The organism is Collimonas fungivorans Ter331, from assembly GCF_000221045.1.
In the GTDB taxonomy this organism is placed as follows: domain Bacteria; phylum Pseudomonadota; class Gammaproteobacteria; order Burkholderiales; family Burkholderiaceae_D; genus Collimonas; species Collimonas fungivorans_A.
On the sequence record NC_015856.1, the window covers coordinates 3,621,852 to 3,644,239 of the forward strand.

Here is a 22,388-nt window from a genome sequence, read left to right on the forward strand (position 1 = left end):
TCCAGGCAGATAGCGGGAATTGGTGAATTTCAGTGAGCCACGGCAGCGGCGCCGTGTTCGTCGATCAGGTGGCCGTTGTAGAAACGGTCCAGCGCAAACGGCGCATTCAGGGGGTGCGGATTGTCGTTGGCAATCGTGTGGGCGAATACCCAGCCCGAGCCCGGCGTAGCCTTGAAGCCGCCGGTGCCCCAGCCGCAGTTGAAGTACAGGCCCTTGACCGGGGTCTTGGAAATGATCGGGCAAGCGTCCGGCGAAACGTCGACGATCCCGCCCCATTGGCGGTTCATGCGGACCCGGCTCAGCACCGGGAACATTTCGACGATCGCCTGCAGGGTGCCTTCGATCACGTGGTAACTGCCGCGCTGGCCGTAGCCGGTATACTGGTCGACGCCGGCGCCGATCACCAGGTCGCCCTTGTCGGACTGGCTGATATAGGCGTGCACCGCATTCGACATCACCACCGTATCGATGATCGGCTTGATCGGCTCCGACACCAGCGCCTGCAAAGGGTGGCTTTCCAGCGGCAAGCGGATGCCGGCCATGGCCGCCAATACGCTAGAGTGGCCGGCAGCAACCACCGCCACTTTCTTGGCCTTGATAAAACCTTTGACGGTATCGACCCCGGTCACCGCGCCATTCTCGCGTCGGATCCCGGTCACGCCGCAGTTCTGCAGGATATCGACGCCGCGCTCGTCGGCGCCGCGGGCAAATCCCCACGCCACCGCATCGTGCCGCGCCACGCCGCCGCGGCGCTGGAAGGAAGCGCCCAGCACCGGGTAGTGGCTGTTCAGGTTAATGATCGGCACGATTTCCTTGACCTGCGCCGGCGTCAACCATTCGGCGTCGACACCGTTGAGACGGTTGGCGTTGATGCGGCGGTCGGTATCGCGCACGTCCTGCAGGGTATGCGCCAGGTTCATCACGCCGCGCTGGCTGAACATGACGTTGTAGTTCAGGTCCTGCGACAAGCCTTCCCACAGCTGCATGGCTTTTTCATACAGCATGGCCGACTCGTCCCACAGGTAGTTCGAGCGCACGATGGTAGTGTTGCGCGCGGTATTGCCGCCGCCTATCCAGCCTTTTTCAATCACCGCGATATTGCGCAAGCCGTGCACCTTGGCCAGGTAATAGGCAGTAGCCAGGCCGTGGCCGCCGCCGCCGACGATGACGATGTCGTATTCCTTTTTCGGTTCCGGACTTTTCCAGGCCCGCTGCCAGTTCTCATGATAGGAGAGCCCATTGCGGATCAGGCTGAATATCGAATAATTGCTCATACACTCCTCAAAGTTCCAGAACCGCTGTTACAGTCCGCTATTAGTTAGCACTCAAAGTCAGCACTCAATCACATTTACCGCCAAACCACCACGTGATGTTTCCTTGTATTTGGTCTTCATGTCGGCGCCGGTCTGCATCATGGTCTTGATCACATTGTCGAGCGACACATAATGTTTGCCGTTGCCGCGCAAGGCCATGCGGGCGGCGTTGATCGCCTTCACTGCACCCATCGCATTGCGTTCTATGCAGGGAATCTGCACCAGTCCGCCAACCGGATCGCAGGTCATTCCGAGGTTGTGCTCCATGCCGATTTCCGCGGCATTCTCGATCTGCTCCGGCGTGCCGCCCAAGACCGCCGCCAATGCTCCCGCAGCCATCGAACAGGCAACCCCGACCTCGCCCTGGCAACCGACTTCGGCGCCGGAGATGGAAGCGTTTTCCTTGTAGATCAGGCCGATCGCCGCCGCCGTCAGCATGAAGGTCATGACCCCGTCTTTATTCGAACCGGGAATGAACTTGGTGTAGTAATGCAGCACCGCCGGCAACACGCCTGCCGCGCCATTGGTAGGTGCGGTAACGATCCGTCCGCCAGCAGCGTTTTCTTCATTCACCGCCATCGCATACAGGTTGACCCAGTCCAGCATCGACAGCGGATCCGTAAACGATTCCTCGGAGCGTTCCTTCAGTTGCCGGTACAGCTCGGACGCGCGGCGCTTGACCCGCATCGGGCCGGGCAGTTCGCCGTCTATCGAGCAGCCGCGTTTGACCGCCGCCGCCATCACATCCCAGATGCCCAGCAGCTTGGTCCGCACTTCTTCCGCCGAACGCCAGTGCTTTTCGTTTTCCATCATCAGCGCGGCGATCGTCAAGCCGCTTTCGGCGCACATGCGCAGCAGGTCGTCGCCGGAATGAAACGGATATGGCAGGTCGCCCTCGCTCTGCACGCTGCCCGCCTGCACCAGGTTGACGCGCTGGCCTTCCTTGCTGACCACAAAACCGCCGCCGACCGAGTAGTATTCTTTTTCCGCAATCACGCTGGCGGCAGCATCCAGGGCGACAAAACGCATGCCGTTCGGATGTTGCGGCAAGGCTTCGCGGCGGAAAAACAGCACATGCTCTTTTTCCACGCAGCCGATGGCGTGGCTGCCGTTCAGCAGCAATTTCTTCGAACTGCGGATTTCCGCCAGCCGCGGTTCGACATGGTCCGGATCGATGTTGTCCGGCAGGTTGCCTTCCAGTCCAAGCAGCACCGCCTTGTCGCTGCCGTGGCCTTTGCCGGTCGCGCCCAGCGAACCGTACAGCTCGACCCTGACCGCATGCACCGCATCGAGCAGGCCCGCATCATGCAAATACGCAGCAAATCGATTGGCGGCAATCATCGGTCCCACCGTATGCGAACTGGAGGGGCCGATGCCGACCTTGAATAAATCGAATGTGCTGATGTTCATAGAAAACCCGATTGGCTGTACTGGCAAAACATGATGCTTAGGTTCATGACAACTCCTGGTTGGGTTGAAGTTTTTTCCCGGCAAACGGCAGCAAGCGCACGAGACACGACAACGCCAGGGTACAGCGCAACACGATTGATTCCAGTCTCAAACCACCTCGTGTTGCAGTGCTATTCCTTGACATCATTTTGTCCTTGCACGGGCTGGCCTATTTCCCGTAGCTGACAAGTGTTTGTCCTTTTCCGACAAGCGCGACATTTTTTGATTTTACGCGTAGGGTGGGCACAACGTGCCCACGCGGGAAGTAACTCTACGTGCATGCCTGTTTTGATGCAACATGGGCCTCGGCTTCGGCAATCAAGGTTACGCTTGGTCACGTCGTGCCACCCTACTCCGTTAAACCGAGGTAGGATGACAAACTGTCATTTTTAAACCCGTCAAGCCGTTAAATATGTCAAACGCCAATCTACGCAACCAATGCCATACTTTTTTTTCTGGAACCGCGCCGCGCCCAGCCGCCGAGGATTTTGCCGAAATGGCTGCCTGGTGCCAGGCGCATGACATCCAGCACGACGTCTATGGCGAAGGCAAGCTGGTTCAGGATTTCGAAAACAAGGTCGCCGCGCTGCTGCGCTTCGAAGCGGCCCGCTTCGTGATTACCGGAACGCTTACCCAGACCGTCGCACTGCGCATCGCCTGCCAGGACCGCAACAACCCGCTGGTGGCGCTCCACCCTACTGCGCACATCCTGCTGCACGAGAACAGCAATTACCAAATGCTCGGCCATTTCACCTCGCTCAACGTAGGCAACCCACACCGGCCGTGGACGGCCGATGACCTCAAAGCCATCCCTGACCGCCTGGGCGCGGCGCTGTACGAGTTGCCCATGCGTGAGATCGGCGGCCAGCTGCCGGCATGGGAAGAACTGGATGCGGTCAAGCATTACTGCCGCAAGCAAAATATCCATCTGCACCTGGACGGCGCCCGCCTGTGGGAAGCCGCTGCCGGCTATGGCAAGCCGCTGGACAGCGTGACCGCCGGCTTCGACAGCGCATATGTTTCGTTCTACAAGGGCATAGGCGGCCTCGGCGGCGCCATGCTGTTGGGCAGCCGCGACTTCATTGAGCGCACTTCGATCTGGATGAAACGCATGGGCGGCAATATCTATCAGCGCTCGCCCTACGTGGTGGCGGCTGCGATGCGGTTCGACGCGAAGCTGGCGCGCATGCCGGCTTACCTGCAGCGCACCCGGGATCTGTATCGGCTGCTGGCGCGCTATCCGCTGTGGCAAGTCAATCCGCGTCAACCGCATTGCAATATATTGCATCTCTATTTTCCGGTTGACCGCGATGCGGCGAATGCCGCGCGCGACCAGCTGGCCCGCGAGCACGGAATCTGGCTGTTTGGCGAAGCCAGGCATACGGCCCTGCCGCAGCAAAGTTATATCGAGTGGTATGTGGGGGATGCGCTGCTGTCTTTGTCCGACGATAGGGTCGCCGCGATCCTGGACCAGTTCCTGGCGCTACTCGCGCCTGCGTGACTTTGCCCCCTGACGGCGCAAGACTGGCCGTCAGCAGGCAATCAAGCCGGTATAACCCAAGCCGGGCTCAGGCGGCTTTCTTCAATAAATGATGCGGATCGATGACGAATTTCTTCGGCGCGCCGGCATCGAACTGCTGGTACCCGGCCGGCGCCTGGTCCAGGGTGATCACTTCGACACCGACAATGTCTGCAATCTTGATGCGGTCCCACAGGATCGCCTGCATCAGCTGCCGGTTGTATTTCATCACCGGCGTCTGCCCGGTATGGAAGCTGTGCGACTTGGCCCAGCCCAGCCCGAGGCGGATGCTCAGGCTGCCGCGCTTGGCGGCGCTGTCGACGGCGCCCGGATCATCGGTCACGTACAAACCCGGAATGCCGATCTTGCCGGCGACCCGGGTCACCTCCATCAGCGAATTGAGCACGGTTGCCGGCGCTTCCGACTGCGCACCCGCATGGCCATGGCCGCGCGCTTCGAAACCGACGCAGTCAATCGCGCAATCGACTTCCGGCACGCCCAGGATCTGCGTGATCTGGTCGCTCAGCGAAGCATCGAGGGACAGGTCCACGGTTTCGAAACCGACGCTGCGCGCATGCACCAGGCGCAACGGATTAACGTCGCCGACAATCACCACCGCCGCTCCCAGCAAGCGCGCCGAAGCCGCCGCAGCCAGCCCGACCGGACCGGCGCCGGCGACATACACGGTGGCGCCGGGGCCGACGCCGGCCGTCACCGCGCCGTGGTAACCGGTAGGCAGGATATCCGACAGGCAGGTCAGGTCGCGGATCTTGGCCATCGCCTGCTCTTTGTCGGGAAAACGCAGCAGGTTGAAGTCGGCGTAAGGCACCATCACGTATTCGGCCTGGCCGCCGATCCAGCCACCCATGTCGACGTAACCGTAAGCGCCGCCGGCGCGCGCCGGATTGACGGTTTCGCAGACGCCGGTATGCTGTTCCTTGCAGGTGCGGCAGCGGCCGCAGGCGACATTGAACGGCACCGAAACCAGGTCGCCCTTCCTGATGGTTTCGACATCGGAGCCGACTTCTATCACCTCGCCGGTAATTTCATGGCCCAGCACCAGCCCGGCCTGGGCGGTGGTGCGGCCGCGCACCATGTGCTGGTCGGAACCGCAGATATTGGTGGACACCACTTTCAGGATCACGCCATGCTCGATTTTCTTGCCCTGCGGATTATCCAGCTTGGGAAATGGAATCGACTGTATTTCAACCTTGCCCTGCTCGATATAAACCACGCCACGATTTTCTGACATTGTGTCTCCTTCTGTTGTCATGAGGATTGAAGCCGCTATTGAAACCACTAAGCGTTACCGCATCAAATGCCCAGCGAAGCCTTGACTGCAGGCAGGCCATCCTTGCCGTCGAAGGTCTTGACTCCGGCCAGCAGCTTCTCCAGGACGTCCGGATTCTTTTTCAGCCACTCCTTGGCCGCGGTCTTGGGATCGGATTTGTCCATGATGCGCCCCATCAGCTGGTTTTCGATGCCGGTGGAAAACTGCAGGTTGCCGGCCAGCTTGTCGGCGTTCGGGCAGCGCGTCGCATAGTCGGTGGCCGCCACGGTATAGACCTTGGCCTCGCCGTAATTGGGACCGAACACATCGTCGCCGCCGCTCAGGTAGCTGATTTTCTGCTGCACATTCATCGGGTGCGGTTCCCAGCCCAGGATCACTATCCATTTCTTTTGCTTGATCGCCCGCCCCAGCTCGATCAGCATGCCGGCCTCGCTCGACTCCACCATCTTGAAATTCTTCAGGTTGAACTGGTTCTTGCTGATCATGCCCTGGATCAGGGCGTTGCCGTCGTTGCCGGGTTCGATGCCGTAGATCTTTCCGTCCAGCTCCTTCGAAAATTTGGCGATGTCGGCAAAAGTCTTGAGGCCGGCATCGTAGGCGTAGGTCGGCACCGCCAGCGTGTATTTGGCGCCGGTCAGGTTCGGCGTGGCCAGCACCTTGAGCGATTTTTCCTTGACGAAGGGAGCAATGATGGGGTCCATGGTCGGCGCCCAGTAACCAAGGAACAAGTCGATCTGCTTGTTCTTGACGCCGGCAAAGGTGATCGGCACCGAGGCGATGGTCTTGGTGGTGTGATAGCCCAGGCCCTCGTACACGGCGGAAGCCAGGCCGGTGGTGGCGGCGATGTCGGTCCAGCCGACATCGGCGAAACGCACGGTCTGGCACGATTTGGGTTCCTGCGCCTGCACCGGCGCCAGCAGGCTGCACGCCACGCCGACGCCGGCGACCATCAAGCTGAATGATTTCATTGCTTTTTTCTCCTGAAACAAAGACGAAAGTCCGATGCAGGCACCGGTACAAGTTGAATGGAAAGGGCATGCACGCCGACGCAACGAAAATAAACCATGCGTGCCGGTACAGGTAAGAAATTACATCGCATCCGCACCTGGCTTTAGACCGATTGCGACATGCTATTGCCTGCCAGCGTCAAGCAGCTCATCCACCGCCAGCGGCAAGCCCGGTAAAGACGGCAGTTCATCCACCGCCGACAGGTAGGGATGGCGCAGGTGCCGTTCGCTGCTGGGGGAACGGCCGAACTGGTTGCGGTAGGCCTTGCTGAAATGGCAGGATGACTGGAAACCGCAAGCCACCGTCACGCTCATGATCGACATGGTGGTCTGCAGCAGCAGCTCGCGCGCCCGGCGCAGGCGCAGCTGCAGGTAATAATGGGTGGGCGTGACATCCAGGTAGTACTTGAACATGCGCTGCAGCTGGCGTTGCGACAAGCCTACCAGCCTGGCGATTTCTTCGAAGGAAAGGGTTTCTTCGATATGGGTTTCCATCAGCCTGGCGACTTCGATCAGTTCCTTGCGGCTGAAGCCGAGCCGGGCCGCAATCGGGATGTGCTGCTGATAAGCGCCGTCGCGTATGCGTTCCAGGATGAACTGCTCGGAAATCTCGGCCGCCAGCGTCTTGCCGTAGCGGTTCGCGGTCAGGTTCAGCATCAGGTCGATAGGCGCCGTGCCGCCGGAACAGGTGAGGCGGTCGCGGTCCACCGCAAACAGACCCTCGGTAAACAATACGCGCGGGAATTCCTCGCGCAATGCGGAAATGTTTTCCCAATGGATGGCGCACTGGTAACCGTTCATCAGGCCGGCTTTGACCAGCGCGTAACTGCCGGTGCAGATGCCGCCCAGCTTGACGTTGCGCCTTGCCAGCTGGGTCAGCATGGCGTTCAGTTTTTCGTTGACCGCTTCATGGATCTTGACGCCGCCGCAGACAAACAGGATATCCGGCGTGCCGGCCTGCTCCAGGGTCAGCGTCGGCGTAATCGGCAAGCCGTTGCTGGCCAGCGCCGGGGCGCCGTCGACGCTGATCACCGACCAACGGTACAAGGTCTGGCGGCTGATGTAATTAGCCATGCGCAAGACTTCGATCGCACTGGCGAACGCGATCATCGAAAAATTCGGCAAAGTCAGGAAACCAAAATGCACCACCGGCGCAGGCGCGGCGGTTTGCGGCAGCATCGGCGCTGGTTGCGGCCCTGGTTTCGAAGCGGCTTGGTACGAAGACATCCTGCCTCCATCTATGGCTACCGGCGCTGGACCTCCAGCGCGCGGATCACGTTGCTGCTAATTTGTTGCCTGCACCCCTGTCCTTAGCCGGTGGCCAGCGCAGGGCTCTTGCGAAACCATTTGCGCAGCCGGAAAAAGCGCTGCACCTTGCCGGCTTCCGGCGTGCGGCCGAAACTTTCGGTGATGCGGTCGAGGATGATCGCCAGCAGCACCACGCTCAGGCCGCTCTCGAAACCCAGCCCGATGTCGAGCCGCTGGATGCTGGCCAGCACATCGTTGCCGAGGCCGCCGGCGCCCACCATGGAAGCAATGATCACCATCGACAGCGCCATCATGATGGTCTGGTTGATGCCGGCCATGATCGACGGCAAGGCGTTCGGGAACTGCACCTTGTACAGCAGCTGCCAGCCGGTGCAGCCGAAAGCCTGCCCTGCCTCGACGATCTCGTTGTTGACCTGGCGGATGCCGAGCGCGGTCAGGCGCACCGCCGGCGGCATCGCAAAGATCACGGTGGACAGGATGCCCGGCACCCGGCCCAGGCCGAACATCATGGCGGCCGGGATCAGGTAGACGAAGGCCGGCATGGTCTGCATCAAGTCCAGGATAGGCCGCACCACCATCGCTACCCGCTTGCTCTTGGCAGCCCAGACGCCGACCGGGATGCCCAGCGCCAGGCTGATCAGGGTGGAAGAAATGGTCAGCCCGAGGGTGACGATGGTCTGGTCCCAGAAACCGGTGTTGTAGATCACGAAAAAAGACACCACGGTAAACAGCGCGAACTTGAAGCCGACGCGCCAGATGCCCAGCACGATGAAAAATCCCATCAGCAGCCACAAAGGCAGCACTTGCAAACCGTGTTCTATGAATTCGGCAAACCAGCTGATGGCGTTGCCGAAGCTGTCGAAACTGTTGCCGTGCTTATCGAGTATGTAGTGGACGAACTGGTCGACCCAGCGCCCCAGGGGAAGGTGTTCAGACATGCGAACCTCGGGATTTTGATAAAGCTTGGAGCACCATGGACTGGCTGATCGCGCCGCAGTAGCAGCCGTCGCCGTCCACTACCGGCAATGGGCTGCGGCTGCTGATCAGCCGGTCCATCACGTCTTCCAGGTTGCTGCGGTGATGGATCGCTTCGATCCGGTCCAGTCCGCCCGGCTGCAGGTTGCCGCTAGCGTCGGCATGGCGCCGGGTGGCGACGATGCCCTGCACCTTGCGCGCGGCATCCACCACGAAGGCATAGTCGGAGCGGCTGCTGCGGTACAGGTCGCCGTTGGCGTGGACCTCGCCGGCGGAGGCCACCAGCGGCACTGCATCGGTCTGCATCAGGTCGCCGGCGGTCAGGTAACGGTTGGTGTCGACGCCGTCGAAAAAGGCCCGCACATATTCTTCGGCGGGATGGTCGATGATTTCCTGGGCGGTGCCGACCTGCACCAGGCGGCCGCCCTCCATGATGGCGATGCGGCTGCCGATGCGCAGCGCTTCTTCCAGGTCGTGCGAGACGAAAATGATGGTGCGCTGTTGTTCCTTTTGCAAATCCAGCAGCACATCCTGCATTTCCTTGCGTTTGAGCGGATCGAGCGCGGAGAAGGCTTCGTCCATGATCATCAGCGACGGGTTCACCGCCAGCGCGCGCGCCAGGCCGACCCGCTGCTGCATGCCGCCCGACAGTTCGCACGGCAGCTTGTTGGCGAACGGCGCCAGGCCGACCTGTTCCAACACCGTCATGGTGCGGCGCTCGCGCTCCTTTTTGCCGATGCCTGCTACTTCCAGGCCGAACGAGGCATTCGACAGCACCGTGCGGTGCGGCATCAGCGCAAACGACTGGAACACCATGCTCATGTCGCGCCGGCGCAGCTTGATCAGTTGCGAATTCGTCATCTGCGCCACGTTCTGGCCATCCACCAGGACATTGCCGGCGCTGGGATCGACCAAGCGGTTGATCAGGCGGATCAGGGTCGACTTGCCGGAACCGGACAAGCCCATCAGCACGAATATCTCGCCTTCCTGCACCTCGAACGACACGTTCTGCACACCGACCACCTGCCCGGTCTCGGCGAATATCTGGTCCTTCGACTGCCCTCTTTCCAGCATGCTCAAGGCCAACTGCGGATTATTGCCGAAGACCTTGTACAAACGGTCAACTACTACTTTTGCAGACTTCATTACCGGTCTCCTGATTGTGCATTCGACGCTATTGCGGTTTGGATCATTCCTTACTGCAACATATCGCTAGCGTGCGGGTCTCGCCATGCTTGCCCGCTTGTCTCAAATCCACTGCTGCAGAGTGTATGTGCAGCACTGCGTGGAAGACAAGCGGCAAAGACAGGTCCGGCGCCCTCACGACGGCGGGAAATTCATGAGAAAAATTCGTCTTACGTTAGTGGAACTCGGTGAAATGAGTTCCTACATAGTCGCGACAATGGTTTTTTGCCGGATGACGATTTACGACAAGCACTTAATCAAAAACGACGAAGCACTTGTCGTGCCATGACTAGCCACGGTTTACAGATTTTTCCTATGTCGCAATTCCATCATTTTTAGTCGCAATTGCAGGGAGTTAGGTTTTCCCGCCGGGACAATAATTATCTGCAGGTATCGAAGCGAGCAACCAGGCCGGCCTTGTTTCCCGTTTGCAGCAATCGCTTGCTATCACGATATCGCGCAGGCGCAATCGACAAAACAAGCGATTGATATCAAAATGGAAATACATCAAAGGGGAGTTGTCAGCATGCTTCAGAAATTCAGCAAGGCCAGAAAAATCGGCGGTTATCCGTGGCTCGCCGCGGCCCTCGCATTCAGTTTCCAGTTGCCGGCGCTGGCCCAGACCGCGGACAGCATCACCGCCAAGGATGCCGCGGCGGCGGCACCAGCCGCGGCGCCTGCATCGCCGTTCACCGCCAACGTCACCATCGCCTCGCAATACGTGTCGCGCGGCTTCCGCCAGACCTGGGGCAAACCCGCGATCCAGGGCGGCGTCGATTATGCGCATCCGAGCGGCTTGTTTGCCGGCACCTGGATGTCCAGCGTCAGCGATCATTTCATCGAAGGCGGTTCGGTCGAATGGGATCTGTACGGCGGGTACACCGGCACGGCTGGCGATTTCACCTACACCGGGCAGATCTATTACTACCTTTACCCTGGCGCAGAGGCATCGTTCGCAAAAACCAAATACAACTACGGCGAAGCGGTCGCCTCGCTCACCTACAAATGGTTCAACGTCAAATACTGGCTGACTTATACGCCTGACTATTTCGGCTATAACAGCGCGACGCTGGGCATAGGCAGCGGCCAGCACAGCCGCGGCTCGGGCTACCTGGACCTGAACGGCACGTTCGACCTCGGCAGCGGCTACAGTTTGCTGCTGCACTATGGCAACGAGCGGGTGAGGAATTTCTCCGCCTACAGTTTCCAGGACGCCAAAGTCGCCGTGTCCAAGGCATTTGACGGCGGCTGGACCCTCGCCGGCGCGGTGACCAAAGGCTGGGGCAAGAACGGCGTCTACGACCGTTACACTACCGGCGTACTCAATTCGGCAGGCCAGGCCGAAGTATCCAATCCGCTCACCACCACACTGGTGCTGTCCCTGACCAAGACCTTCTGAGCCTTCTCCCCCTGACGCATCGCTACTGCGAACCATCCCACCGCCCGATGCGTTTTTGCCGAAGTCTTCTGTCCGCAGAATGGCTTCGGCTCTTTTCACATCCATTTCCGGCTTCTTAAGATTGGCTTAAACCAGCCCATGTTAGGATTCTGCCTATGCGCATCCTCCTTGTAGAAGACGACCCATCGCTCGGCGCCACTGTGCAATCCTGGCTCCAGCTTGACGGTTACGCGGTGGATTGGGTGCAACGCGGCGACTCGGCCGCCACCGCGCTGCAAACCCATGGCTACGACTGCGTGCTGCTGGACCGCGGCTTGCCCGGAACCACTGGCGACCGGTTGCTGGCCCGCTTGCGTAGCGGCAAAGACCTGGTGCCGGTGCTCATCATCACTGCCCGCGACACCCTGGCCGACCGTATCGAAGGCCTCGACCTGGGAGCCGACGATTACCTGGTCAAGCCGTTCGACCTCGAAGAAATGTCGGCGCGCATCCGCGCCGCGGTGCGGCGCCACGCCTCACAGGCAGACAACATCCTGAAGCATGGCGAGATCGCGCTCGACCTTGCCAGCAAGCGTGTGACCCTGGCCGGCGAACCGGTGCTGCTGACCGCACGCGAACTGGCGGTGCTGCATGCCTTGATGTTGCGCCGCCAGCATATCGTCAAGCGCGCGCAAATCGAAGAAGCCCTGTATGGCTGGGGCGACGAGGTGGAAAGCAACGCCATCGAAGTGCATATCCATCACCTGCGGAAAAAACTCGGCGCCGGATCCATCGTGACCGTGCGCGGCCTCGGTTATCGTTTAAAAGAAGAGCATGGCTGACACGCCCTTGAAACAATCCGGCGACAAGCCGCGCTCTTATTCGCTGCGCCTGCGCCTGTTATGGACAATTGTCGGCACCAGCACCCTGCTGTGGCTGGCCAGCCTGACCATCATGGTGTTCATCGCCTGGAACGAAACCAACGATGTGTTTGACGACGCGCTCAAGGAATCCAGCAACCTGATCATGGCGGCCACCACCGATTTCAACGAGCGTGGCTTGCTGAATCAATCCGAAGCCGCCGCCGGAGAACCGCGCAAGGTCGACATCCAGTATCAGATCGTGATTGACGGCAGGGTCATCCAGCGCACCGCCAAAGCGCCGGCCACACCCTTCGTTGCCGGCTTCGAACAACGCAAGGGTTTCAAGAACATCAATATCGACGGCAAGCGCTGGCGCATCTTCGTGCTGCGCAGCAAAGATGCGCGTTTTGAAGTCCAGGTCGGGCAGAAATTCAAGAAGCGCCTGGACATCCTTGAGGAACTGGCCGACAGCCTGGCGCTGCCGGTATTACTGCTGCTGGCGGTGCTGGCGGCCCTCAGCTGGTACTGTGTCAGCCGGGTCATGCGGCCGATCAATAATGCCGCCTATGCGCTAAGCACAAAATCGCGGGACGACCTGACGCCGGTATCGCTGGACGGACAGCCGAGCGAACTGCGGCCCATCGTCAGCGCGCTTAACGGTCTGCTATTGCGCCTGGCAAGCGCGCTGCAAGCTGAACGCCGGTTTACCGCCGATGCGGCGCACGAACTGCGGACGCCGCTGGCGGCCTTGCGCATGCGTGTGCAGCTGCTGCAGCGGCAGCACAGCGAGCTGTCCGCACCGTTCCAGAAACTGCGCGACGACATCGACCGCAGCACTGCCCTGGTCGAGAACCTGCTGGCCTTGGCGCGCCTGGATCCGCTCAGCCCGAACAAGCTGGAGCGGCAAGCTGTGGCACTGCAGCCCTTCCTGCAGGAATTGCTGCGAACGCATGCAGCCATGGCCGAGCAGCGCGGCATCGGTTTGCACATCGATGCCCGGCTTGACCATATCCAGATGAATCCCGACATGATGCAGATTGCCTTGCGCAACCTGCTCGACAACGCCTTGCGCTATTGCCCGCCGCACAGCACGGTCAAGATTACCTGCTGCAGCATATCCGGCCGGCAGCGCATTGCGGTTTGCGATGACGGCCCGGGAGTCGCTGCGCAGCAACGCAACAGGCTGAGCGAGCGCTTCTTTCGCGTATTGGGCAGCGGAGAGCAAGGCAGCGGACTGGGCTTGTCGATTGTCCGCCGCATCGCCGAGCTGCACGGCGCCAGCTTATCCTTCGGCAGCGGCCTGGAGGGGCGCGGTCTCTGTGTATTCCTGGATTTTCCTGCCGAATGACCCATGCAGTCCAGGCGGCCGGTTTTTTTGTGGTCCTTAAGATAACGTTAAGCTTGGCCGCGTCTAATGACGGTCAAGGTCGCGCACCAGCGAACCGAACCGATCTTAAAACGCAGCTCATCGAAAAGGAAACACCATGAACCGTATCAGCAAATTTGTCGCCATCACCGTTTTCGCCAGCGCCGCAACCATGGCTGTCGCACAAGGTTATAGCGGCCCGTCCGTCAATTCGGCGGCGCCTGTCGCCGCCCGCTACGCCGGTCCGTCGACTGTGCCAAGCATGACCGCCAAGCAACTGCTGGCGAACGGCGTCGACGACCAGTACGTGACCCTGACCGGGAAACTGGTGCGCCATACCGGCGGCGACCATTATGTGCTGGCCGATGCCAGCGGTGAAATACAAGCCGATATTTCGGCCAGGCATTTTCCGCAGGATCAAACTATCGATGCCAATACCGTAGTCGAACTCAGCGGGAAATTCGACAAGGAACGTTTCGGTAGCTCGAAACTGGAAGTCAAGCAAATCAAAGTGACCGCCGTCAAATAAGCCCCGATAGAATCTTCAGGCCGATTGCATGCAGGGTGGGCACGCCTTTGTGCCCACGCGCGACAGCGATGAGTGAAGTACCGACTTGCGCGGCATGGAAACAGCCTACATGCCGCCATATCTTAATAGAATCTTCATAGCATGATGCTAAGATACCGCATCATGCTATTTTTTCTATTTTTTGCAGTGAAAAAGTAGCGCACCGAGCAATCCCCCCACTTCCGTCATGCGTCTTTCCAACAAAAAAATCGTTGTCTATCTCGTATCCGCAGCGCTGCTTTTGCTGCTCGCATTTGCCCTCTACCGGTTTTTCTTCCATGGCGGCAAAGAAACGCAGTACCTGACCGTGCCGGTCGTCGTTGCCGACATCCAGGATACGGTACTGGCCAGCGGCTCGCTGGAAGCGCTGCAGCAGGTGAGCGTAGGCGCCCAGGCATCGGGCCAGCTCAAATCGCTGAAGGTGGTGCTGGGACAGGAAGTGAAAAAGGGCCAGCTGGTGGCCGAAATCGATTCGCTGACGCAGCAGAACGCGCTGCAAAACGCGGAGTTCGCGCTCATGCAGGTGCGCGCCCAGCTGCGCTCCAAGCAGGCCAGCCTGGTCCAGGCCCAGTTGAATTTCAAGCGCCAGCAGCGCCTGCTGGCCGGCGACGCCGGCTCGCGTGAAAGTTATGAAACCGCGGAGGCGACATTGCAGGCGACGCTGGCCGACATCGATTCGCTGAATGCGCAAATTGAACAGGCCAAGATCACCGTCAGCACCGCCATGCTCAACCTCGGTTATACCAAGATCACCGCGCCGATGGACGGCAAGGTGGTGTCGATCGTGACCAAGGAAGGGCAAACCGTCAATTCGGCCCAGCTGGCGCCGACCATCATCATCCTGGCCGAACTGAAAACCATGACGGTGAAAGCGCTGGTGTCGGAAGCCGACGTGATCCGAGTCAAGCCGCAGCAGCCGGTGTTCTTCACTATCCTGGGCAACCCCGACCACCGTTTCCACGGCAAGCTGCGCTCGGTCGAGCTGGCGCCGGATTCGATCGGCAACGATACCGGCGACGGCAAGAAAAAAAGCGACGCCAACGCCGCTCCGATCTACTACAACGCGTTGTTCGATATCCCCAACCCCGACAACAAGCTGCGCATTTCGATGACGGCGCAAGTTTCGATCGTACTGAGCGAAGTCAAGGGCGCGCTGATGATCCCGTCGACCGCGCTGGGCGAGCGCGGCAAGGATGGACGCTACCAGGTCAAGGTGCTGGAAACCAAGGACGGCAAGCACAGCGTCGCCACACGCCAGGTGCGGATCGGCATCAATAACGTCCGGGCGCAGGTGCTGGATGGGTTAAAGGCCGGAGAAAAAGTCATCCTGGGAGAGGATAGCGGCACACCGCAGGCCGATACTTCTACCGTGATGCTGGACTAAACATGAAGCCAGCCCTGCTAGAGCTGACGGGACTGTATCGGCGCTTTCCGTCCGGCGAAGAAACCGTTACCGTACTCAACAACATCAACCTGAAGATCGCCGCCGGCGAAATGGTGGCGCTGGTCGGCCCCTCGGGGTCGGGCAAATCGACCTTGATGAATATCCTCGGCTGCCTCGACCGCCCCAGCAGCGGCAGCTACCTGGTCGCCGGCCAGGCTACCGGCGACATGGAACCCGACGCCCTGGCGCATTTGCGGCGCGAGCATTTCGGCTTCATTTTCCAGCGTTACCATCTGCTGCCCGACCTGGATGCCGCCAGCAATGTCGAGATCCCTGCAATCTATGCCGGCAAACCGGCAGCGCTGCGCAGGCAGCGCGCGCAAGCGCTGCTGGGCCGGCTCGGCCTGGCCAACCGCACCCACCACCGGCCCAGCCAACTGTCGGGCGGGCAGCAGCAGCGCGTCAGCATTGCACGCTCGCTGATGAACGGCGGCCAGGTGATACTGGCCGACGAACCGACCGGCGCGCTGGACAGCCACAGCGGCCAGGAAGTCATCAAGATCCTGCAAGAGCTGCATGCCGAAGGCCATACCGTCATCATCGTCACGCACGACATGCATGTCGCCGAGTACGCGCAACGCATCATTGAAATCAGCGATGGTGAAATCGTCGCCGACCGCCTGCGCCAGGACGGCGCCGCCGACGCATCCCCGACCGCCGCACCGCGCGAGCGGCCGCAGATCGAACTCGGCCAGGAATCGTCGTGGCGCGCCACCGCGGCCAGCCTGGTCGAAGCTTGCAAGATGGCCTGGCTGGCCATGAAGTCGCACCGGCTGCGCAGTTTCCTGACCATGCTGGGCATTATCATCGGCATTGCTTCGGTGGTGTCGGTGGTGGCGCTGGGCGAAGGATCGCGCCGGCAGATCCTCAAGGACATCAGTTTCCTGGGCACCAACACCATCACCATCTATCCCGGCAAGGACTGGGGCGACGAAAAAGCGGCGGCGGTGCGCTCGCTGGTTTCCGCCGACGCCGATGTGCTGGCGCAGCAGGTATACGCAGACAGTGCGACCCCTGGCATCAGCACCGCGGCTATCGTTCGTTACCGCAACATCTCGGTCAGCGCTTCGCTGCAAGGCGTCGGCGAGCAGCATTTCCGCGTGCACGATTTGCAGATGGCGGAAGGCCGGCCGTTCACCGCGGCCAGCGTCAAGCACCAGACGCAGGAAGTGGTGATCGACCATAATATGCGCCAGAAGCTGTTCGGCAAGAACGACAATCCGATCGGACAGGTGCTGATGCTGGGGAACATTCCCTGCCGCATCGTCGGCGTCGCAAAAAAAGAAAAGAATGCCTATGGCGGCGGCAGCAGCCTCACCCTGTGGGTTCCTTATACCACGGCGCTGACGCGCATCATTGGTCAGTCGCACCTGCAATCGATTTCAGTGCGCGTCAGCGACGCCGCCTCGCCTGCCGCGGCGGAAAAAAGCATCGTCAAGTTGCTTACCCAGCGCCATGGCGGCAAGGATTTTTTCATACAGAACAGCGACAGCATCCGCAAGGCGATCGAATCGACCACCGCCACGCTGACGCTGCTGGTGTCGATGATCGCCGTGATTTCGCTGGTGGTCGGCGGCATCGGCGTGATGAACATCATGCTGGTGTCGGTCACCGAGCGGATCCAGGAAATCGGCGTACGCATGGCGGTTGGCGCGCGCCAGTCCGACATCATGCGGCAGTTCCTGATCGAAGCGATCCTGGTCTGCCTGCTGGGCGGCATCCTCGGCATCTCGCTGGCGCTCGGCATCGGCGCGCTGTTTTCCAGCTTGTCCGGCGTCAACGGCAGTTTCCAGATGCATTATTCGCTGACCTCGATCGTGGTCGCTTGCACCTGTTCGACCATGATCGGCATCATCTTCGGCTTTTTGCCGGCCCGCAATGCCGCCCGCCTGGATCCGGTGGAAGCCCTGGCCAGAGAATGAAAAACATGCGCTATCTCAATACCTCCCTCTGCCTGTTCGCCTGCGGCTTGCTGGCTGCCTGCTCTACCTTGCACACACCCTACCAGCCGGTAGCGGTAACGACGCCGCCGGCGTGGCAAAACAAATCGGCGGAGAACGCCGGCGACGCCGTCCGCCAGGATCGCTGGTGGCGCAATTTCAACGATCCGCAACTGGATCAGCTGGTGGAACTGGCGCTGGCCCGCAACAACGACCTGGCGGCAGCGACGGTGCTGGTGCAGCGCGCGCAATTGCAAGCCGGCCTGGCAACCATCAATCCCACCGTCGCGCTGAATGTCAGCAGCAGCAACAGCCGCAATCTGCGCGGCTCGCCGGTTGGCACACGCAACCAGACCCTCACCGGCAGCGTCTCCTACGAACTGGACCTGTGGGGCAAGCTGGCCAGCCGCCGCGACGCCGCCGAATGGGAAGCCCTGGCCACCGCCGAAGACAGAGACAGCACCGCGCTGGCCCTGGCCGGCACTACCGCTACCCTGTACTGGAAGATCGCCAACCTGCAGCAACGCATCGCCGTCAGCGAACAAAGCATGGCGTATGTCGGCAAGATCCTGGAACTGGTGCGCCTGCAATACGATGCCGGCGCGGTGTCGTCGCTGGAACTGCTGGAGGCCGAGCGCTCGCTGGCGTCGCAGCAGGCCAGCCATACCCAGCTGCTGCAAGAACTGGTGGAGACGCGCGCCGCGCTGGCGCTGCTGTTCGACGGACCGCCGGAACTGCGTTATGCGGAAAGCGGCAAGCTTGCCGTCGCTGTCCTGCCGGCGGTCGACGCCGGACTGCCGTCGCAGCTGCTGGGCCGCCGGCCCGACCTGCACGCGGCAGAACTGCGGCTACGCAAGCTGCTGGCGAGCATCGACGACACCCGCGCCAGCTATTATCCGTCGCTGGTCTTGACTGGCACACTGGGAAGCAGCAGCACGGCGCTGTCGAACCTGCTGCAGAATCCGATCGGAACGCTGGGAGCGACCTTGGCTTTCCCGTTCCTGCAGTGGAATCAGATGCGGCTGAACATTGCGGTGTCCAAAGCGGATTATGACAAGGCAGCGATCGATTTCCGCCAGGCCTTTTACAAGGCGTTGAGCGACGTCGAAACGGCCTTGTCCGCCCGCAGTCAGTTCCAGGCCCAGGGACAAAAACTGAGCCAGGCGCTGGCGGCGGCAAGCCGTATCGAAGGTTTATACGAAGAACGCTATCGCGCCGGCGCAGTGCCGCTGAAAACCTGGCTGGACGCGCAGGAAACCCGGCGCAACGCCGAGATCGCGCTGGCGGACAACAACCTGAACCTGCTGACCAGCCAGGTCAAGCTGTATCAGGCCTTGGGCGGCGATGCTGTCGCAACAGCAGCCTCAACTGCCGTGCAAGCGCCAAGATAACAGAGGACTTACTTGCGCAGCCATTGGCTGACACGCTGCGGATTGGCGTCGACCCACTGCTTGGCCGCCGCTTCCGGCTTGGCGCCATTTTCTATGGCCAGCATGACGCTATCGATCTCGCCTGGCTGCCATGAAAAATTCTTCAGCAGATCGTTGACCGGCCTGGCTTTCGCTTCCAGGCCGGGATTGGCGATGCTGTCGACATGCTCGGCTTCGCCATAGACTTTTTTCGGATCGTCCAGGAATTTGAGTTTCCATTTGGCGAACATCCAATGCGGCACCCAACCGGTCACCGCGATCGCCTTGTTGTTGCGGATCGAACGCTCCAGCTCGGCCACCATGCCGCTGCCCGAGCTCGGCATCAGTTTGTAGTCGAGGCCATAGTCCTTGATCGCCAGCTCGGTCTTGGTCATGACGCCGGCGCCGGCATCGATGCCCACGATGCGGCCGTCGAAGGCCGCTTTTTGCGCAGGCAGGTCGGCGATGCTGGAGGCGTTGACATAAGCAGGCACGATCAAGCCTATCCTGGCTCCCGGATAATTCACGCCCAGATGTACCACCTTGTCTTTCAGCTTCTCGTAATACGCACCCTGCGTCACCGGCAGCCAGGCCGACATGGTGGCATCCAGGTCGCCCCGCGCCACGCCCTGCCACATCAGGCCGGCAGAGACCGGCACCAGCTTGACCTCATATCCCAGATTCTGCCGGATGATCTGCGCCGCCACATAAGTGGTCGCAACACTGTCAGACCAGCCCTCCACATAACCAATCTTGATGCCAGGCTTGGCATCCGCCGCAGCCACTCCCGAACTCGCCACACACGCCAGTGCGGCGACCAGGCAACATAATTTTCGTATCGGATTCATGCTTAACCTCTTCAATGTGCTGCGATGGGAACTGCCGATTTAATTAGGGTCAGAGTCGAATTATTTCAGAGATTAATTCGACTCTGACCCTAATTTATTTTTCATTTATCCACGACCAGGTTGCTCAGGGGCTTGCTGCAGCACAGGAGCACCATGCCTTGGTCGATTTCGCGCTGGCGGATGCCGCCTTTGTGCTGCATGTCTACCGTTCCTGAAATCAGCTTGACCTTGCAGGTGCCGCACATGCCTTGCGCGCATGAGGAAGCCAGCCGGACGCCTGCGTTGCGGGCGGCTTCCAGTACGTGTTGTTGCGGACCGCATGTGATCTGGCGCATGCTTTTCTGGAAATTGATTTCGAAGCCGTCGGTGGCCGGGGCGCCGTGGGATGTTGCCTGCGGCTGGCTTTCTTGCTGCAAAGTCTCGAAGGAAAAACTTTCCTCGTGATAGCGGGTGCGCTCGAAACCGGCTTCGTCCAGCATGGTCCGTACCGCTTTCATGTAAGGCGCCGGGCCGCAGACAAAAACTTCGCGCTCCATGAAATCGGGCGCCATCAGTTTCAGCGCCGCCAGCGACAGCATGCCGGTTGGGCCCGACCAGTCGCGCCGCTGGCCCAGCCGTTCGCAGATGAAGCGCGTGCGGAAATTCTGCTGGCTGGCGGCGATCAGGCTCAGTTCGCGCTCGAAGATGATGTCGTCCGGCGTCCTTGCACTATGGATGAAAACGATGTCCCTGTCGTCGGATAAATCGTGATGGGCGCGCGACATCGACATCAGCGGCGTGATGCCGGAACCGGCCGACAGGAACAGGTACTTTTCTGCCGGATGGCTGGCGCAGGTAAACTCGCCCGCAGCGCGCAGCACCTTGACCTTGTCGCCGGCCTTGAGATTGTCGTGCAGCCAGTTCGACACCGGACCGCCCGGCACGCGCTTGACCGTGATCGAGATCGTGTGCGGCCGCGCCGGCGACGATGAAATCGTGTAGCAGCGGTTGATGGCCGCGCCGTTGATTTCCAGCTCCAGCGTGATGAACTGGCCAGGCTGGAATACAAAGGAACCGCCGGCGGGAGCGGCAAAGAAAAAACTCTTGACGTCGTGCGTCTCGGCCCGCACCTGGCAGCAGACCAGCGTTTCCTCGCTGTCGCTGTCCCATAGCGGCGGGATGCTGTCCCAGAAATTCCGGCGATTCAGTTTATAAGATTCCATGACCGGTCCTGGCAAGATTTCGGCTTTCAATTAATTCTCCACGGCGATCGCTATGGTGGTCGCCGAGCCGCTTTTTAAGTTGGCTGACAGCCCAGCTGACAAGCGGCCGACATACCAGGTGCAGAACTTTTCAACCAAGCCTTCGGTAAACGGTGAATAAGGACCAGGCTGGTACGCCGTGCTGCGCGCGCCTTGCTGCGACAGTTCGACCAGCCGCTTGTCCTGATCGTTGGTGGCGTTCCACACCGCGGTCAGGTTGTCGAGCTGGTAGTCGATGCCTTCGCGCGCATCTTTATGCACCAGCCATTTGGTGCGCACCAGGGTCCGCTCAGCCGATAACGGCAAGACTGAAAAACTGACGATGTGGTCGCTCATGAAGTGGTGCCAGGAATTCGGCTGGGTCCAGAACGACAGGCCGCCCAGGTCGGCGCGCTCGAATTGCCCCAGCAGCTTGCCGGAAGCAACCTTGCCGTCCAGCGTCTGCGACTCGCCGGCGCGATCCAGCGGCAGGCGCTGGGTGCGGAAGCCGGTCACCAGCTCGTCCAGGCGCTCTATCTCCGCTGACGGCAAACCGCCCTGCTCCCATTCGGCGCAACGCTGCGCAGCCAGGCGGTCGAATTCGGCGATCTGTTCTGCATTGCCGGGCGCCGACTGATAGCCGAAGCCGAACTCGAACAATGAGGCGGTCAATTCAGGATGATTGGTCGCACAGTGATAACACTCGCGATTATTTTCCATGGTCAGCTTCCAGTTGCCCTCTTCGATCAGGTCGACCTGCTTGGCGATCTTGCAGTCTTGCAAGCCGTGCGGCAGCAGATAAGGCGCCATGGCGTCGCGCATGACCGCAAAATCCTGCGGCGGCTGTTCGGCCAGGCAAATGAATATCAGCCCCGCCAGGTTTTCGACATGCACCGGCTTCAGGCCGTGCTTGCTGCGATCGAACTTCTCGCCCATGTGGTCGGCGTGGATCAATTCTCCTGTGAGGTTATAAGTCCACTGATGATACGGGCAGACCAGGTTGCCGACCGAACCTTTGTGCTCCGAACACAAACGCGCGCCGCGATGGCGGCACACATTGTGATAGGCGCGCACCGACATGTCGTCGTCGCGCACCACCACGATCGAATTGAGGCCGACCTCGACCGTGACGTAATCGCCCGGCTCGGGAATATCCGGCTCGACCGCGACATGGATCCAATGCTTGCTGAAAATCTCGCGGATATCCAGCTCGAAGATTTCCGGGCTCAGGTAAAACGGCGCATCCAGGCTATGGCCAGGCAGGCGCTCGGCGATCAGTGATTGAATCTCTTTGGATACTTTCAATTGTTTCTCCATGTATTGCATTTATGGAACCGCCGCAGT

18 protein-coding genes are annotated in these 22,388 nt (G+C 60.4%); 8 read left to right on the plus strand and 10 right to left on the minus strand.

The genetic code is table 11. The annotated features are described in order from the left end of the window. Positions 1-29 precede the first annotated feature (29 nt). Together CFU_RS15905 and CFU_RS15910 are read right to left on the minus strand one after the other, a co-directional pair. Positions 30-1,274, minus strand: coding sequence for a sarcosine oxidase subunit beta family protein (locus CFU_RS15905; RefSeq protein WP_014007060.1), 1,245 nt, complete (start codon positions 1,272-1,274; stop codon positions 30-32). A 57-nt stretch (positions 1,275-1,331) separates the two neighbouring features. Next, positions 1,332-2,750, minus strand: coding sequence for an L-serine ammonia-lyase (locus tag CFU_RS15910; RefSeq protein WP_425304673.1), 1,419 nt, complete (start codon positions 2,748-2,750; stop codon positions 1,332-1,334). Positions 2,751-3,174: 424 nt separating this feature from the next. On the opposite strand from CFU_RS15910, the gene CFU_RS15915 reads away from it, so the two are divergent. Beyond that, positions 3,175-4,263 (plus strand): threonine aldolase family protein, encoded by a 1,089-nt coding sequence (locus CFU_RS15915; RefSeq protein ID WP_014007062.1) that lies wholly within the window; start codon positions 3,175-3,177, stop codon positions 4,261-4,263. Positions 4,264-4,330: 67 nt separating this feature from the next. Here CFU_RS15915 and fdhA read toward each other — a convergent pair whose 3' ends face one another. The 5 genes from fdhA to CFU_RS15940 form a co-directional block, all read right to left on the minus strand. Further along, positions 4,331-5,533: a formaldehyde dehydrogenase, glutathione-independent gene (gene fdhA, locus CFU_RS15920; protein ID WP_014007063.1), complete on the minus strand. Its 1,203-nt coding sequence runs from the start codon at positions 5,531-5,533 to the stop codon at positions 4,331-4,333. 62 nt (positions 5,534-5,595) lie between these two features. After that, on the minus strand, positions 5,596-6,540 hold the full coding sequence (locus tag CFU_RS15925; RefSeq protein ID WP_041742189.1) for a choline ABC transporter substrate-binding protein: 945 nt from the start codon (positions 6,538-6,540) through the stop codon (positions 5,596-5,598). Positions 6,541-6,702: 162 nt separating this feature from the next. Then, entirely contained in the window at positions 6,703-7,758 is a 1,056-nt protein-coding gene (locus CFU_RS15930) for a GlxA family transcriptional regulator (RefSeq protein ID WP_148265016.1), read from the minus strand. 131 nt (positions 7,759-7,889) lie between these two features. Further along, complete coding sequence (gene choW / locus CFU_RS15935) at positions 7,890-8,786, minus strand: choline ABC transporter permease subunit (RefSeq protein WP_014007066.1); 897 nt, start codon at positions 8,784-8,786, stop codon at positions 7,890-7,892. Further along, complete coding sequence (locus CFU_RS15940; protein WP_014007067.1) at positions 8,779-9,969, minus strand: quaternary amine ABC transporter ATP-binding protein; 1,191 nt, start codon at positions 9,967-9,969, stop codon at positions 8,779-8,781. The genes choW and CFU_RS15940 overlap by 8 nt, the downstream gene beginning before the upstream one ends. Before the next feature lie 565 nt (positions 9,970-10,534). Here CFU_RS15940 and CFU_RS15950 point away from each other — a divergent pair. The 7 genes from CFU_RS15950 to CFU_RS15980 all read left to right on the plus strand — a co-directional run bounded on the left by CFU_RS15950 (position 10,535) and on the right by CFU_RS15980 (position 18,958). Continuing rightward, a complete protein-coding gene (locus tag CFU_RS15950; protein ID WP_041742191.1) occupies positions 10,535-11,407 on the plus strand; it encodes a TorF family putative porin in 873 nt (290 codons plus the stop codon). A 155-nt stretch (positions 11,408-11,562) separates the two neighbouring features. Beyond that, complete coding sequence (locus tag CFU_RS15955; protein ID WP_014007069.1) at positions 11,563-12,228, plus strand: response regulator; 666 nt, start codon at positions 11,563-11,565, stop codon at positions 12,226-12,228. After that, complete coding sequence (locus CFU_RS15960) at positions 12,221-13,597, plus strand: ATP-binding protein (protein ID WP_014007070.1); 1,377 nt, start codon at positions 12,221-12,223, stop codon at positions 13,595-13,597. Before CFU_RS15955 ends, CFU_RS15960 begins: the two co-directional genes overlap by 8 nt. A 136-nt stretch (positions 13,598-13,733) precedes the next feature. Then, positions 13,734-14,144, plus strand: coding sequence for a YgiW/YdeI family stress tolerance OB fold protein (locus CFU_RS15965; protein WP_014007071.1), 411 nt, complete (start codon positions 13,734-13,736; stop codon positions 14,142-14,144). A 280-nt stretch (positions 14,145-14,424) separates the two neighbouring features. Further along, positions 14,425-15,567, plus strand: a complete 1,143-nt coding sequence (locus CFU_RS15970; RefSeq protein WP_337999056.1) for an efflux RND transporter periplasmic adaptor subunit — start codon at positions 14,425-14,427, stop codon at positions 15,565-15,567. A gap of 2 nt (positions 15,568-15,569) precedes the next feature. Further along, positions 15,570-17,549, plus strand: a complete 1,980-nt coding sequence (locus CFU_RS15975; protein WP_014007073.1) for a MacB family efflux pump subunit — start codon at positions 15,570-15,572, stop codon at positions 17,547-17,549. Beyond that, on the plus strand, positions 17,546-18,958 hold the full coding sequence (locus CFU_RS15980; protein ID WP_050808618.1) for an efflux transporter outer membrane subunit: 1,413 nt from the start codon (positions 17,546-17,548) through the stop codon (positions 18,956-18,958). The genes CFU_RS15975 and CFU_RS15980 overlap by 4 nt, the downstream gene beginning before the upstream one ends. An 8-nt stretch (positions 18,959-18,966) precedes the next feature. On the opposite strand, the gene CFU_RS15985 is transcribed toward CFU_RS15980, so the two are convergent. The 3 genes from CFU_RS15985 to CFU_RS15995 all read right to left on the minus strand — a co-directional run bounded on the left by CFU_RS15985 (position 18,967) and on the right by CFU_RS15995 (position 22,370). After that, positions 18,967-19,824, minus strand: a complete 858-nt coding sequence (locus CFU_RS15985) for a glycine betaine ABC transporter substrate-binding protein (RefSeq protein WP_041742192.1) — start codon at positions 19,822-19,824, stop codon at positions 18,967-18,969. Between the two features lie 101 nt (positions 19,825-19,925). Then, positions 19,926-21,026: a hybrid-cluster NAD(P)-dependent oxidoreductase gene (locus tag CFU_RS15990; protein WP_041743578.1), complete on the minus strand. Its 1,101-nt coding sequence runs from the start codon at positions 21,024-21,026 to the stop codon at positions 19,926-19,928. Between the two features lie 30 nt (positions 21,027-21,056). Further along, positions 21,057-22,370 carry an aromatic ring-hydroxylating oxygenase subunit alpha gene (locus CFU_RS15995; RefSeq protein ID WP_014007077.1) on the minus strand — a complete coding sequence of 438 codons (1,314 nt, stop codon included), beginning with the start codon at positions 22,368-22,370 and terminating at the stop codon, positions 21,057-21,059. Positions 22,371-22,388 lie beyond the last annotated feature (18 nt).

What these genes read in the sequence shown, in the direction of transcription:
- CFU_RS15905 (WP_014007060.1), bottom strand. Translation starts at nt 1,274, where the DNA reads ATGAGCAATTATTCGATATTCAGCCTGATCCGCAATGGGCTCTCCTAT.
- CFU_RS15915 (WP_014007062.1), top strand. Translation starts at nt 3,175, where the DNA reads ATGTCAAACGCCAATCTACGCAACCAATGCCATACTTTTTTTTCTGGA.
- fdhA (WP_014007063.1), bottom strand. Translation starts at nt 5,533, where the DNA reads ATGTCAGAAAATCGTGGCGTGGTTTATATCGAGCAGGGCAAGGTTGAA.
- CFU_RS15925 (WP_041742189.1), bottom strand. Translation starts at nt 6,540, where the DNA reads ATGAAATCATTCAGCTTGATGGTCGCCGGCGTCGGCGTGGCGTGCAGC.
- CFU_RS15930 (WP_148265016.1), bottom strand. Translation starts at nt 7,758, where the DNA reads ATGCTGCCGCAAACCGCCGCGCCTGCGCCGGTGGTGCATTTTGGTTTC.
- choW (WP_014007066.1), bottom strand. Translation starts at nt 8,786, where the DNA reads ATGTCTGAACACCTTCCCCTGGGGCGCTGGGTCGACCAGTTCGTCCAC.
- CFU_RS15940 (WP_014007067.1), bottom strand. Translation starts at nt 9,969, where the DNA reads ATGAAGTCTGCAAAAGTAGTAGTTGACCGTTTGTACAAGGTCTTCGGC.
- CFU_RS15950 (WP_041742191.1), top strand. Translation starts at nt 10,535, where the DNA reads ATGCTTCAGAAATTCAGCAAGGCCAGAAAAATCGGCGGTTATCCGTGG.
- CFU_RS15955 (WP_014007069.1), top strand. Translation starts at nt 11,563, where the DNA reads ATGCGCATCCTCCTTGTAGAAGACGACCCATCGCTCGGCGCCACTGTG.
- CFU_RS15960 (WP_014007070.1), top strand. Translation starts at nt 12,221, where the DNA reads ATGGCTGACACGCCCTTGAAACAATCCGGCGACAAGCCGCGCTCTTAT.
- CFU_RS15965 (WP_014007071.1), top strand. Translation starts at nt 13,734, where the DNA reads ATGAACCGTATCAGCAAATTTGTCGCCATCACCGTTTTCGCCAGCGCC.
- CFU_RS15975 (WP_014007073.1), top strand. Translation starts at nt 15,570, where the DNA reads ATGAAGCCAGCCCTGCTAGAGCTGACGGGACTGTATCGGCGCTTTCCG.
- CFU_RS15980 (WP_050808618.1), top strand. Translation starts at nt 17,546, where the DNA reads ATGAAAAACATGCGCTATCTCAATACCTCCCTCTGCCTGTTCGCCTGC.
- CFU_RS15985 (WP_041742192.1), bottom strand. Translation starts at nt 19,824, where the DNA reads ATGAATCCGATACGAAAATTATGTTGCCTGGTCGCCGCACTGGCGTGT.
- CFU_RS15990 (WP_041743578.1), bottom strand. Translation starts at nt 21,026, where the DNA reads ATGGAATCTTATAAACTGAATCGCCGGAATTTCTGGGACAGCATCCCG.
- CFU_RS15995 (WP_014007077.1), bottom strand. Translation starts at nt 22,370, where the DNA reads ATGCAATACATGGAGAAACAATTGAAAGTATCCAAAGAGATTCAATCA.